Below are 12,861 nucleotides of genomic sequence, written 5' to 3' on the forward strand. Positions count from 1 at the left end.
CGTCAAACGTGGCCTCAGGTACGCCGCGCCCGGGTGCGGGCCGGGGGTTCGCCGCTGAGGAACCGCTCGATGACGGGGGTCGCGGCGCCCTTGGCCACCGCGTCGGGGCCGAGGAGCCCGGGTTCGATGCGGGCGGTCGCGAACGGCTGGCCGAGCGCGTACGCCCCGGCCGCCGCCTGGATGCCGGCGAGCCGGCGCTGGGCGAGCATGAGCCCGGCCCAGCCGCCGATGACGATGAGCTCGGGGTTGAAGAGGTTGAGCAGGTCGGCCAGGCCCGCGCCGAGGTACTCGACCGTCTCGTCGACGACGGCGACGGCGGCGGGGGAGGGGTCGTCGAGGAGCCGTTCGAGGTCGGCCTCCTCGCCTTGGCCGGAGAGTTCGACGACGCCGGTCGCGGCGAGGTACCGGTCGAGGATGCCCTCCGCGCCCACGTAGGCCTCCAGGCATCCGCGGGAGCCGCAGCGGCAGGGCCGCCCGGCGACGGCCATGGTGGTGTGGCCCCATTCGCCGGCGCTGGATCCGGCGCCGCGGTAGAGGGCGCCGCCCGCGACGATGCAGGAGCCGACGCCCGAGCCGATGAGCGCGATCACGGCGTTCTGGGCGCCGCGCCCGGCGCCGAACCAGAGTTCGGCCTGGCCCATGGTCATCGCGCCGTTCTCGACGTGCACGGGCAGCGGGTCGAGGCGTTCCATCAGCATGCGGCCCAAGGGGACGGCGTCCCAGCCGAAGGCCTTGGCGTGGATGACGCCGTCGGGCCCGTACTCGACGATGCCGGGCATGGCGACGCCGACGCCGAGCACGGGGGCGGCCCCGGCTTCGGCGACGACCTCTTTGACGCCCGCGACGATGTGCTCGATGACCGTGGCGGGGTCGTGGCGGCCGGGGGCGAGGGCGTAGCGGGCGCCGGCGCGCTCGTCGAGCTTGAGGTCCATCAGCTCGACGCGGACCTGGGTCTCGCCGACGTCGACGCCGACGACCCGGGCGTGGCCGGGGTCGACTTCGAGGAGGATCTGGGGCCTCCCGCCGTCGGACTCGACCTTGCCGGCCTCGCGCAGGACGCCGTCGGCGAGGAGCTCGGCGGTCACGTTCGAGATGGTCGCGGTGCTCAGTCCGGTGGCGGGCGCGAGGTCGCGGCGGGTGAGCGGGCCGTCGAAGTAGAGGGTCCGCAGCAGGCTCATGCGGTTGCCGAGCTTGAGGTCGCGCGTGGTCCTGTGCCTAGGGGCTTCCATCTGTCCACCAGTCCGTTATCGGTCCGGGACCATGCCGTTATGTCGAAGGGATTGACGGCACGTGTCCGAATACTTAATCTAAGTCTTAGTAGTAAGTCATATACTACTGCGCCAGCCTACCTCCGGTCCGCACGACGGATCGCACCGAACCGGCCCCGAACCCGGCTCCGGCCCCCGTCCCGCAACGCGACATCTCCACAAAGGAACTTTCCAAATATCCCTCCCGAGCTGCGGATCCCCCTCCGCGGCCGTACATAGGAGCATCCCATGAGGATCACACCTCTCTTCCGCGGACGCGGCGCCCACGCCGCCCGCGCCATAGCGGTCGGCACCGTCGCCGCCCTGGCCACGACCGCCTGCATCGGCGGCGGCGGCTCGAGCGACTCCGGGCGCGTCGAGATCCGCTGGTTCGTCGGCATGGGCGCCGGCACCGACGCCCCCACCATCCCCGCCCAGGAGGCGGTGGTCGAGGAGTTCAACGCCAGCCAGGACGAGATCGAACTGGTCCTCGAGGTCGTGGACGCCGACCAGGCCCCGAACATCCTCTCCACCCAGATCGCCACGGGCGACGCCCCGGACATCGTGGGCCCCATGGGCATCCGCGGCCGCTCGTCGTTCCCCGGCGCCTGGCTCGACCTCACGCCGCACATCGAGGAGAACGACTACGACCTCAGCGACTTCGACCAGGCCCTGGTCGACTTCTACCGGATCGAGGAGGAGGGTCAGATCGGCCTGCCGTTCGCGGTCTTCCCGTCCTTCATGTACGTGAACCTCGACCTGTTCGACGAGGCCGGACTGCCCTACCCGCCCCAGGAGTACGGCGCGCCCTACATCGACGCCGACGGCAACGAGAAGCCCTGGGACATCGCGACGATGACCGAGCTCGCCAAGCGGCTCACCGTCGACGCCGACGGCAACGACGCCAACAGCCCCGACTTCGACCCGGGCAACATCGTCCAGTTCGGCTTCGGCAACCTCCACGCCGACATCCGCGCCCAGTCCACCCTCTTCGGCGCCGGCAGCCTCGTCGACGCCGAAGGCGACGCGCAGATCCCGGAGCACTGGGTCGAGGCCCAGCAGTGGTACTACGACGGCATGTGGAAGGACCACTTCATGCCGAACGGCCCGTACGGCGAGTCCGACATGCTCAATGCCGGCTCGTGGTTCGAGTCGGGCAACCTCGCCATGGGCAACACCCACCTGTGGTACGCCACCTGCTGCATGGGCGGGTTCGAAGGCAGCTGGGACACCGCGGCGGTCCCGTCGTTCAACGGCACCACCACCGCGAAGCTGCACGCCGACACCTTCTCGATCACCAAGGACACCGAGCACGCCGACGAGGCCTTCACGGTCCTCACCCACCTCCTCGGCGACGCCGCGGAGGAGCTGACCACCACCTACGGCGGCATGCCCGCGCGCATCAGCCTCCAGGACGGCTACTTCGACCGCGTCGGCGCCGCGAGCTTCGAAGGCCAGGACATCAACTGGGACACCGCCATCGAAGGCATGTCCTACGTCGACAACCCCCCGCACGAGGGCGGCATGCCCAACTTCCTCGAGGCCGAAGCGGTCCTCGCCGAGTACGGCACCCGCTTCACCCAGGAGGAGGGGCTCGACATCCCGGCCGAGCTCGAAGCGCTCCGAGCGGACCTCCAAGCGGTCTTCGACGCCGCGTGACCCCGGGCGGCCTACCCTCGGCGCCTGAACCGACGTAACTGCTCGCAGGCGTCGCCGAGGCCACCGCCCCTCTCCGCCGGGCGGGCTCCGCGCCCGCCCGGCACCCCAAGCGGCACGGCGGCCCCACCGGGGCCCCGACCCGGTCCGCGTTCCGCGCCGCGCACCCACTGCGCCCTCCGAAAGGCAAGACCCATGTCCGACTTCACCCAGGCGGTGCTCGCCGCCCGGCGCCGCGGGGGCCGGTCCGGCCGCCCCGCCAGCCCGATGCAGCGCCGCGAGGCCCGCTGGGGCTACGCCTTCATCAGCCCGTGGATCATCGGCTTCGTGCTCTTCTGGGCCGTCCCCATCGCCGCGTCGCTCGTGTTCTCCACCTTGGACTTCCAGCTCACCGACCCCGACGCGACCGCGTTCGCGGGCGGGAGCAACTGGGAGCGGGCGCTGTCCGACCCCGACACCTGGAGCTCCCTGGCCGCGACGTTCCGCTTCACGGTGCTCTTCCTGCCGCTGAGCCTCATCGTCGCCCTCGGCCTGGCCCTCCTCCTGAACTCGAAGTACCTCAAGTTCACCGGCCTGTTCCGGCTCCTGTTCTTCATGCCCTCGATGATCCCGCTCGTCGCGGGCATCCTCATCTGGCAGCAGGTGCTCAACCCCCAGACCGGCTGGGTCAACGAGCTCATCGGGCTCACCGGCGCGGACGCCACCGGCTCCGACGGCATCCGCTGGCTCGACAACCCGGTCCTCGTCCTGTTCGCCTTCAGCTTCATCGGCCTGTGGGGCATCGGCAACTCGATGATCGTCAACCTCGCCGGACTCCAGGGCATCCCCACCGAGCTCTACGAGGCCGCCCAGATCGACGGCGCCGGCTGGTGGCGGCGGCTGCGCGCCATCACCCTGCCGCTGCTCTCCCCGATCCTCTTCTACAACCTGGTGATCGGCTCCGTGCTGGTCCTCCAGTACTTCGTGGTGCCTTGGGTCCTCTTCGGCGCCAGCGGCCGCCCCGACGGCGCGAGCCGGTTCCTCCTCGTGCACTTCTACCAAGAGGCCTTCGTCTTCGGGAACATGGGCTACGGCGCGGCCCTGGCCTGGCTCATCTTCATCGTCGTCGCGGTCCTCACGGGCCTGCTGTTCGGCACCGCCCGCTACTGGGTCCACTACGGAACGGAGCGATCGTGACCGCCCAGACCGACCACTCCGACGCCGCCCTGCGCCGCCGCCGCAGGAACCTCCTGCTGACCGCGTGCACCACCCTCGGCGCGCTCCTGCTCGCCGCGGTCTTCCTCATGCCCCTCGGGTACGGCGCGGTCACCGCGCTCAAGGACAAGGACGGCGTCTCCGACCCGAACGGCTCGCTCCTGCCCGTCTCCGCCCTCACCTTCGAGTACGAGGGCGAGACGCTCGACGTCTACGCCGTGCCCATGCCCGGCGGCGGGGAACGCGAACTCGCCCTCGTCGAACCCGGCCGGGAGTCCAGCACCTTCGTCGACCCCGACGCCCCGGGCGAGGGCACCATCGCATGGGAGGGCCGCTGGCGCACCCTCGAACCGGTCACCGGCCTCGCACCCCAGTGGGGCAACTTCGCCGAGGCCTGGGAGACCATCGACTTCCTGCGCCTCATGGGCTGGACGCTCATGTACGCCCTCACGACGATGCTGTTCACTGTCGTCTCCTCCGCGGTCGTCGCCTACGGCTTCGCGCGCTTCCGCTTCCCCGGCCGCGGCATCCTCTTCGGACTGCTCATGGCGACGATCCTCCTGCCCCCGGCGGTCACCCTCGTGCCCAAGTACGCGGTGTTCCTCCAGATGGGCTGGATCGGCACCTACCTGCCGCTCATCGTGCCGCAGCTGTTCGCGAACGCCTTCAACGTGTTCCTCCTGCGCCAGTACTTCATGACCATCCCGAAGGAGCTCGAGGAGGCCGCCCGCATCGACGGCGCCGGGCCGATCCGCACGTTCGTGCGCGTGATCATCCCGCAGGCCTTCCCGGCCCTCACCGCGGTGAGCCTCTTCCACTTCTTCTACGCCTGGAACGACTTCTTCGAACCGCTGCTCTACCTGGCCGGCAACCGCGACATCGTCCCGATCGGCGTGGGCCTGAGCTACTTCAGCGGCGTCTACAACACCGAACCCCACCTGATCCTGGCCGCCGCGATCCTGGCGCTGGCCCTGCCGGTCGCGATCTTCCTCGTGGCGCAGCGGGTCTTCGTCCGGGGGATCGTCGTGACCGGTGTGGACAAATGAGCGGACAAATACGCGGACGAACGAGCCGAACCGAACCACCACAGCAAGGAGCAACGCCATGACCGCCACCACCCCGTTCCCGGAGGACTTCTCCTGGGGCGCATCGACCGCGGCCTACCAGATCGAGGGCGCCGCCGCCGAGGGCGGCCGCGGGCCGTCCATCTGGGACACCTTCTCGGCGACCCCGGGGAACGTCAAGGGCGGCGACACCGGCGAGACCGCCTGCGACCACTACCACCGCTGGCGCGAGGACTTCGGGATCGCCGCGGACCTCGGCCTGAAGGCCTACCGGATGTCGGTCTCGTGGGCGCGGCTCCAGCCGCTGGGCCGCGGGGACCTCAACCCCGTGGCCGTCGCGTTCTACCGCGAGCAGCTGGCCGACCTGCGGGACAAGGGGATCCGCTCGGCGGTGACCCTCTACCACTGGGACCTGCCGCAGGTCCTGGAGGACGAGGGCGGCTGGCCGGAGCGGGCGACCGCCGAGTGCTTCGCGGACTACGCCTCCCGGACCGTGCGGGCCCTGGGCGACCTCGTGGACGAGTGGATCCCGATCAACGAGGCCTGGTGCGCGGCCTTCCTCGGCTACCACGCGGGCGTCCACGCCCCCGGCCGCCAGGACCGGGTCGCGGCCCTGCGCGCGGCGCACCACCTCAACCTGGGCCACGGCCTGGCCGTGGCCGCGATCCGCGAGCACGCGCCGGGGGCCAAGGTCGGCTCGGCGGTCATCATGACCGACCTCGAGGCCGCCACGGACAAGCCCGCGGACCTCGAAGCCGCTCGCCTGTCCGACGGCGGCGGCAACCGGCTCTTCCTCGACCCGCTCTTCCGCGGCTCGTACCCCGAGGACATGCTCCGCCACTTCGCGCCGACCGGCGCGTTCGACGCGGTCCTGCCGGGGGACATGGAGACTGTCGCCGCGCCCCTGGACTTCGTGGGCGTCAACCACTACCACCGCTTCGTGGTCGAGGCCGACCCCTCCGACACGCATCTGGGCAACCGCAGCCTGCCGCCGGCGAACCCGGTGACCGGGTTCGGGTGGGAGATCAACCCCGACAGCCTGCAGCGCGTCCTGGAGCGCCTCTCGGCCGAGTACACCGACCTGCCGGTGCACATCACCGAGAGCGGCGCGTCCTTCGAGGACGCGGTGGGCCCGGACGGCTCGGTGGACGACACCGAGCGGGTCGACTACCTGGACGGCTACATGCGGGCCGCGGGCCGCGCCATCGAGAACGGCGTGAACGTGCGCGGGTACTTCGTGTGGTCGCTGCTCGACAACTTCGAGTGGGGCGAGGGCTACTCCAAGCGCTTCGGGCTCGTGCGGGTCGACTACGCCACGCAGCAGCGCACGCTCAAGCGCAGCGCCCACTGGTACCGGGAGGTCATCGCCTCGGGCGGCGCTTCGCTGCGCTGGCCCTGACACCTCGACCGGGGGCGGGCGAGGCGCCCGCCCCCGGCGGCATGAGCCGGGAGGCCGCCCGCCTTTGCCGGGCCGGGCGGCCTCCTGCTGCGTTGCACGCCGATGCGCCGGCCCCGTTCACTGCGGCGGGGGACCGGCGGTGTCCCGCTCGATGAGCCGGACGCCCAGCGTCGTGGCCTGCTCGGGGCGGTCCTTGCCCGCGAGGCGGTCCATCATGAGCCGCACGGCTTCTGCCGCCTTGCCGGGGAGGTCCTGGGCCACTGTGGTGAGTTTCGGGGTCACATAGGCCGCGATGTCGGCGTTGTCGTAGCCCACGACCGACACGTCGCCGGGGACCGAGCGCCCGGCGGCGGCCAGGCCGTCGACGACCCCGATCGCCAGGAGGTCCGCGGTGGTGAACACGGCGGTCACGTCGGGCCGCTCGGCGGCGAGCCACCGCCCGTGGGCCGCGCCCTCGGCGTGCGAGATCTCCACTCGCGACACCAGCTCGGGCTCGAACCCGATCCCGTTCTCGGCCAGCACCTTCCGGTACCCCTCGAAGCGCTCGCGGACCACGCCCGTCTCCGAGAACCCCGGTCCGGCGAAGGCGATCCGCCGGTGCCCCAGGCCGATCAGGTGGCGGACGGCGAGTTCGGCGCCGCCGAAGTCGTCGGAGCGCACCTCCAGGGCGAGCGGGTTCGCCGAGTACGAGTCCATGGCGACCAAGGCCACGCCCCCGACGGTGTCGGCCTTGAGCCGGTCGATCTCGGCGTCCTGGAACCCCAGCAGCACCGCGCCGTCGAGGTGCCAGGACCGCAGGGCCTCGGTGATCTCCGTCCGGTGCGAGATGCCGCGCAGCATGAGGTGGTAGTCGAGGCGGCGCAGCTCGCGCTCGAGCATGCCGACGACCTCGACGGTGTGCGGGTCGATCGTCAGGCTGGTCTCGCCCTCGGCGGGCACGAGCAGGCCGACGAGCCGGGAGGACTTCGCGGCGAGGCTGCGGGCGGAGGCGCTGGGCACGTAGCCGCGGTCCTTGACGATCCGCAGGATGCGGTCGCGCGTGGCGGCGGAGACGCGCGCCTGCTTGCCGTTGACCACGTTGGACACGGTCATGAGGCTGACGCCCGCCTCTGCGGCGATGTCCTTGAGCGTGACGGCCAACGGAGCTCCCCAAACGATCAGCAAACGTTCTCGCGGCGGCAGCAGGGCTCCCGCCGTTGACAAGTCTGTCACCCGGGTCTAAGCTACCGACCTAGGTATAGCGCTAAACCTATCATGTGCAGGGACTACACCCTCCCTGTGGCATGCCCTAGGTCGCGCTCGGACGAAGGAACGGAACCGCATTGCGCTCGGTCAACCCCACTGCACACCCCACCGCGGGCCCCGCCGCCTCCGCACCGGACTGGTGGCGGAACGCGGTGATCTACCAGGTCTACCCGCGCAGCTTCGCGGACGCCGACGGCGACGGGACCGGCGACCTCGCGGGCGTCCGCGACCGCCTCCCCTACCTCGCCGAACTCGGCGTCGACGCGCTCTGGTTCACCCCCTGGTATCGCTCGCCGCAGGCCGATGGCGGCTACGACGTCGCCGACTACCGCGCGATCGACCCCGCCTTCGGCACCCTCGCCGACGCCGAGGAGCTCATCAGTGCCGCCGGGGAGCTGGGCATCCGCACCATCGTCGACGTCGTCCCCAACCACGTCTCCGACCAGCACGCGTGGTTCCAGGAAGCCCTGGCCGCCGCCCCCGGCGACCCCGCCCGCGACCGCTTCTGGTTCCACGACGGGCGCGGCCTCGGCGGCGACGAGATGCCGACCCGGTGGACCTCCAGCTTCGCCGGGGACACCTGGACCCGCACCACCGGCCCGGACGGGAAGCCCGGCCAGTGGTACCTCCACCTCTTCGCCCCCGAGCAGCCCGACCTCAACTGGAACCACCCCGACGTCGTCGCCGAGCACGAAGCGGTCCTGCGGTTCTGGTACGACCGCGGCGTCGCCGGCATCCGCATCGACTCCGCGGCCCTCATCGCCAAGGACCCCGAGCTGCCCGAGGTCGGGGAGCACCACGAGCCCGGCCGCCACCCGCACCTCGACCGCGACGAGCTCCACGACGTCTACCGCGGCTGGCGCAAGGTCGCCGACTCCTACGAGGACCCCCGCATCCTCGTCGGCGAGGTCTGGCTCGACGACAACGAGCGCTTCGTCCGCTACCTGCGCGACGACGAGATGCACATGGCCTTCAACTTCGACTTCATGTCCCGCCCCTGGGACGCCGAGGCGCTGGCCGGGTCGATCCGCTCCACCTTCGCGGCCCACGCCACTGTGGACGCCCCGCCGACCTGGGTCCTCTCCAACCACGACGTGACCCGCCCGGTCACCCGCTACGGCCGCGAGGACTCCTCGTTCGCGTTCAGCGCCAAGCGGTTCGGCACCCCCACCGACCTCGGACTGGGCGCCCGCCGCGCCCGCGCCGCCGCGCTGCTCACCGCCGCGCTCCCCGGCGTGCTCTACATCTACCAGGGCGACGAGCTCGGACTGCCCGAAGTGGAGGACCTGCCCGAGGGGACCCGCCAGGACCCCATGCACTTCCGCTCCGGCGGCATCGACCCCGGCCGCGACGGCTGCCGCGTCCCCCTGCCCTGGACCGCGACCGGACCCACCTGCGGCTTCAACGCCACCGGCACCGCGCCCTGGCTGCCCCAGCCCGAGGGCTGGGGCGCCTACGCCGCCGCGTCCCAGCAGGACGACCCCGACTCCTTCCTCGCCCTCTACCGCGCGGCGATCCGCCTGCGCCACACCGAAACCGCGCTGCGCGGCGACGCCTTCGCCTGGACCCCGGCCGCACCCGGGACCCTCGCCTTCCGGCGCGGCGAGGACCTCGTCTGCGTCGTCAACTTCGGCGACGCGCCCGCAGACCTGCCCGCCCACACGGCGGTCCTGATCGCCAGCGCTCCGCTCGAGCACGGCCGCCTGCCGCAGGACGCCGCAGTATGGCTGCGCACCTGACCCGCCCACCCCTCAATGCCCGCAAGACGAGCCCGCAACTGAACCGGCTCAACGAAGAACCGACAAGGAGCAACCGATGAAACCCTCTCGCACCGCCGCCGCAGTCGCGGCCGCAGCCCTCGCCGCGGTCGGCCTCGCCGCCTGCTCGGACGACGAACCCGACGACGGCCGCACCCACATCACCGTCACCATCGACGCCGGCCTCGAGCAGGCCGCGATCGACGCGTTCAACGCCCGCATCGACCAGTTCGAGGAAGCCCACCCGGACATCGCCGTCGAGACCCAGGAGTACACCTGGACCGCCGGGACCTTCACCGCGCAGCTCGCGGGCGGCACCCTCCCCGACGTGTTCGTGGTGCCCTTCACCGACGGGCGCGGCCTCATCGAGCGCGGCCAGATCGCCGACATCGGCGACCTCACCGCCGAACTGCCCTACCGCGACCAGTACAACCCGAACATCGCCGCCGCCGGCGAGGACGCCGAAGGCGACCTGTGGGCGGTCCCCATCGCCGCCTACGGCCAAGGGCTGCACTACAACCGGACCCTGTTCGAGGCCGCCGGGCTCGACCCCGACGCCCCGCCGACCACCTGGGACGAGATCCAGGCCGCCGCGAAGACCATCACGGAGGAGACCGGCGAGGCCGGCTACGCCGTGATGACCAACGACAACACCGGCGGCTGGATCCTCACCACCGTCGTCAACGCCCTCGGCGGCCGCACCGAGGCCGACGGGAAGGCCACCATCGACACGCCCGCCATGCGCGAGGCCCTCACCCGGCTCCAGGCCATGCGCTGGGACGACCAGTCCATGGGCGACGACTTCCTGTACGACTGGGCGACCATCAACCAGGCCTTCGCCTCCGGCCGCATCGGCATGTACGTCTCCGGCGGCGGCAACTACGGGAACCTCTTCACCCAGAACGCCCTCAACCCCGACGACTACGGCCTGACCGTGCTCCCGCTCGCCGAAGGCCCCGACTCGGGCGTCCTCGGCGGCGGCACCCTCGCCGCCGTCAGCCCCAGCGCCGAAGCCGACGAGCAGGCCGCCGCGGTCGAGTGGATCGACTTCTACTACATGGAGAAGCTCACCGACCAGGCCGCCGCGGTCGCCGACGCCGAAGTGAAGGCCGAGACCGACCAGCCCGTCGGCGCCCCCGAGCTCCCCGTCTTCGACAAGGCCACCTACGACGAGCAGCAGTCCTGGATCGCGGAGTTCGTGAACGTCCCGGTCGACCAGATGGCGCCCTACACCAGTCAGGTGTTCGACCAGCCCCTGCTCACCGAGCCCGTGCACGCCACCCAGGAGGTCTACGCCGTGCTCGACACCGTCGTGCAGACGATCCTGACCGAGGAGGGCGCCGACATCGACGCCCTGCTCGCCCAGGCCCAGACCGACGCCCAGGCCGCGATCGACGCGGCCGCATAGGAAACGAACCACATGACCTCGACCGACACCCGCCCCGCCGGTGTCACCGGCGTGCGGGGCGGGGCGCCCCCCCCCCCCCCCCCCCGCACCCGCCGGCGCGGGGGCCGGGCCCCCGGCGGGCGCCCGGCACTCGTGTTCCTCGCGCCGATGCTCATCGTCTTCGGCGTGTTCTCCTGGCTCCCCATCGGCCGCGCGGTCGTGATGAGCTTCCAGCGCACCAACCTCGTCGCCGACCCCGTCTGGGTCGGGTTCGCGAACTTCCAGCAGGTCTTCGCCGACCCGCAGCTGTGGACCGCCGTCCAGAACACCGGCTACTTCGCTGTCCTCGCGCTCCTCTTCGGGTACCCGATCCCGCTCGTCGCCGCGATCCTCATGAGCGAGGTCCGCCGCATGCGCGGCCTGTTCAGCGCCCTCGCCTACCTGCCCGTGGTCGTCCCGCCCGTCGTCGCCGTCCTGCTCTGGAAGATCTTCTACGACGCGGGGGAGGAGGGCGTCTTCAACACCGTCCTCGGCTGGGCCGGCATCGGCCCCGTCGCCTGGCTCCAGGACGCCGACGTCGTGATGCCCGCCCTCGTGCTCGAGGCGACCTGGGCCGGCGCGGGCGGCACGATCATCATCTACCTCGCCGCCCTCACCGGCGTCGACCCCAGCCTCTACGAGGCCGCCGAGATCGACGGCGCGGGCGTGTGGCACAAGCTCTGGCACATCACCCTCCCGCAGCTGCGCGGCATCCTCCTCATCACCTTCATCCTGCAGATCATCGGCACCGCGCAGGTGTTCCTCGAACCGTTCCTGTTCACCGACGGCGGGCCCGCGAACCGCACCCTCACCCTGCTGCTCCTCATCTACCGGTACGCGTTCACGAACTCCCTCGGCGGCGACTACGGCGCGGCGGCGGCCCTCAGCCTCCTCCTCGCCCTCGTCCTGACGGCCTTCTCCATGCTGTACTTCCGCCTCACCCGATCCTGGAGCGGCTCATGAAAGCCAGCGCCGACCGCGGCCTCATCGCACCCACCGACTGGAAGCGCCCCAGCGTCAAATGGACCGCGCGCCTGGCCCACGGCGTCCTCCTCGCGGGCGTCGCCATCGCCGGGCTCGGCCCCATGCTGTGGCTCCTCAAAGCCGCCGTCACCCCCACCCAGGACACGCTCCGCACGCCGATGGCGTTCTGGCCCAACGGCTTCGACTTCGCCAACCTCGCCGAGGCCTGGACCCGCGTCGAGATCGACAAGTACTTCCTCAACACCGTCGCCCTCGCCGCCGGATCCTGGGCCGTGCAGCTCGTCGTCGCCGCCACCGGCGGCTACGCGCTCGCGGTCCTGCGCCCGCGCATCGGCAGATACGTCTCCGGCGCGGTGCTCGCCACCCTGTTCGTGCCCAGTGTGGTGCTCCTCGTCCCGCTCTACCTCACGGTCCTCGACCCGCCGCTCGTCGGCACCTCGATGCTCAACACGTTCTGGGCGGTCTGGCTCCCCGCCGGGGCGAGCGCCTTCAACGTGCTGCTCATGCAGCGGTTCTTCGCGAACCTGCCCCGGGAGCTCTTCGAGGCGGCCCGCGTGGACGGCGCCGGCCCGTACCGCGTGTTCTGGTCGATCGTGCTGCCCATGTCCCGCCCGATCATCGGCGTGGTCTCGGTCTTCGCCGTCATCGCCTCCTGGAAGGACTTCCTCTGGCCCATGCTGGTGCTGCCCGACCCGGCGCTCCAGCCGCTGTCGGTGCGCCTGCCGGTCCTGCAGCAGTTCGTCGAGCTCGACGTGTTCCTCGCGGCCCTGGCCATCTCCTCGCTCATCCCGATCGGCCTGTTCCTGGTCTTCCAGCGGCTCTTCCTCAACGGCGCCAGCCTCAGCGGCGCTCTGAAGGGCTGACCCGAAAGGCGGCAATCACCCGAATC

The 12,861-nt window shown here is 71.3% G+C and carries 10 protein-coding genes; 8 read left to right on the top strand and 2 right to left on the bottom strand.

Annotated features, from left to right (window positions below):
* Positions 1-14 precede the first annotated feature (14 nt).
* Entirely contained in the window at positions 15-1,229 is a 1,215-nt protein-coding gene (locus O2L52_RS02880; protein ID WP_270113799.1) for an ROK family transcriptional regulator, read from the bottom strand.
* Positions 1,230-1,496: 267 nt separating this feature from the next.
* Between O2L52_RS02880 and O2L52_RS02885 the strand changes: the two genes are divergently transcribed.
* The 4 genes from O2L52_RS02885 (at position 1,497) to O2L52_RS02900 (ending at position 6,560) form a co-directional block, all read left to right on the top strand.
* The gene (locus O2L52_RS02885) at positions 1,497-2,906 is read left to right on the top strand and encodes an ABC transporter substrate-binding protein (RefSeq protein ID WP_270113800.1); all 1,410 of its coding nucleotides are present in this window, start codon (positions 1,497-1,499) and stop codon (positions 2,904-2,906) included.
* Between the two features lie 192 nt (positions 2,907-3,098).
* Positions 3,099-4,079 carry a carbohydrate ABC transporter permease gene (locus O2L52_RS02890; RefSeq protein WP_270113801.1) on the top strand — a complete coding sequence of 327 codons (981 nt, stop codon included), beginning with the start codon at positions 3,099-3,101 and terminating at the stop codon, positions 4,077-4,079.
* Complete coding sequence (locus tag O2L52_RS02895; RefSeq protein WP_270113802.1) at positions 4,076-5,143, top strand: carbohydrate ABC transporter permease; 1,068 nt, start codon at positions 4,076-4,078, stop codon at positions 5,141-5,143. Before O2L52_RS02890 ends, O2L52_RS02895 begins: the two co-directional genes overlap by 4 nt.
* Positions 5,144-5,201: 58 nt before the next feature.
* Positions 5,202-6,560 carry a GH1 family beta-glucosidase gene (locus tag O2L52_RS02900; RefSeq protein WP_270113803.1) on the top strand — a complete coding sequence of 453 codons (1,359 nt, stop codon included), beginning with the start codon at positions 5,202-5,204 and terminating at the stop codon, positions 6,558-6,560.
* Between the two features lie 117 nt (positions 6,561-6,677).
* On the opposite strand, the gene O2L52_RS02905 is transcribed toward O2L52_RS02900, so the two are convergent.
* Positions 6,678-7,700: a LacI family DNA-binding transcriptional regulator gene (locus O2L52_RS02905; RefSeq protein ID WP_270113804.1), complete on the bottom strand. Its 1,023-nt coding sequence runs from the start codon at positions 7,698-7,700 to the stop codon at positions 6,678-6,680.
* A gap of 182 nt (positions 7,701-7,882) precedes the next feature.
* Here O2L52_RS02905 and O2L52_RS02910 point away from each other — a divergent pair, with 182 nt between their 5' ends.
* The 4 genes from O2L52_RS02910 to O2L52_RS02925 all read left to right on the top strand — a co-directional run bounded on the left by O2L52_RS02910 (position 7,883) and on the right by O2L52_RS02925 (position 12,835).
* Positions 7,883-9,544 carry a glycoside hydrolase family 13 protein gene (locus O2L52_RS02910; RefSeq protein ID WP_270113805.1) on the top strand — a complete coding sequence of 554 codons (1,662 nt, stop codon included), beginning with the start codon at positions 7,883-7,885 and terminating at the stop codon, positions 9,542-9,544.
* 76 nt (positions 9,545-9,620) lie between these two features.
* On the top strand, positions 9,621-10,970 hold the full coding sequence (locus O2L52_RS02915; RefSeq protein ID WP_270113806.1) for an ABC transporter substrate-binding protein: 1,350 nt from the start codon (positions 9,621-9,623) through the stop codon (positions 10,968-10,970).
* A 12-nt stretch (positions 10,971-10,982) separates the two neighbouring features.
* Positions 10,983-11,951, top strand: coding sequence for a carbohydrate ABC transporter permease (locus O2L52_RS02920; RefSeq protein ID WP_416259857.1), 969 nt, complete (start codon positions 10,983-10,985; stop codon positions 11,949-11,951).
* On the top strand, positions 11,948-12,835 hold the full coding sequence (locus O2L52_RS02925) for a carbohydrate ABC transporter permease (RefSeq protein WP_270113808.1): 888 nt from the start codon (positions 11,948-11,950) through the stop codon (positions 12,833-12,835). Before O2L52_RS02920 ends, O2L52_RS02925 begins: the two co-directional genes overlap by 4 nt.
* The last annotated feature ends 26 nt before the right edge of the window (positions 12,836-12,861 follow it).

The organism is Glycomyces algeriensis, from assembly GCF_027622855.1.
Taxonomy (GTDB): Bacteria; Actinomycetota; Actinomycetes; order Mycobacteriales; family Micromonosporaceae; genus Glycomyces; species Glycomyces algeriensis.

Bases quoted from the DNA above. Each gene is read 5' to 3' on its own strand.
- O2L52_RS02880 (WP_270113799.1), bottom strand. From the start codon at position 1,229: ATGGAAGCCCCTAGGCACAGGACCACGCGCGACCTCAAGCTCGGCAAC.
- O2L52_RS02885 (WP_270113800.1), top strand. From the start codon at position 1,497: ATGAGGATCACACCTCTCTTCCGCGGACGCGGCGCCCACGCCGCCCGC.
- O2L52_RS02890 (WP_270113801.1), top strand. From the start codon at position 3,099: ATGTCCGACTTCACCCAGGCGGTGCTCGCCGCCCGGCGCCGCGGGGGC.
- O2L52_RS02900 (WP_270113803.1), top strand. From the start codon at position 5,202: ATGACCGCCACCACCCCGTTCCCGGAGGACTTCTCCTGGGGCGCATCG.
- O2L52_RS02915 (WP_270113806.1), top strand. From the start codon at position 9,621: ATGAAACCCTCTCGCACCGCCGCCGCAGTCGCGGCCGCAGCCCTCGCC.
- O2L52_RS02920 (WP_416259857.1), top strand. From the start codon at position 10,983: ATGACCTCGACCGACACCCGCCCCGCCGGTGTCACCGGCGTGCGGGGC.
- O2L52_RS02925 (WP_270113808.1), top strand. From the start codon at position 11,948: ATGAAAGCCAGCGCCGACCGCGGCCTCATCGCACCCACCGACTGGAAG.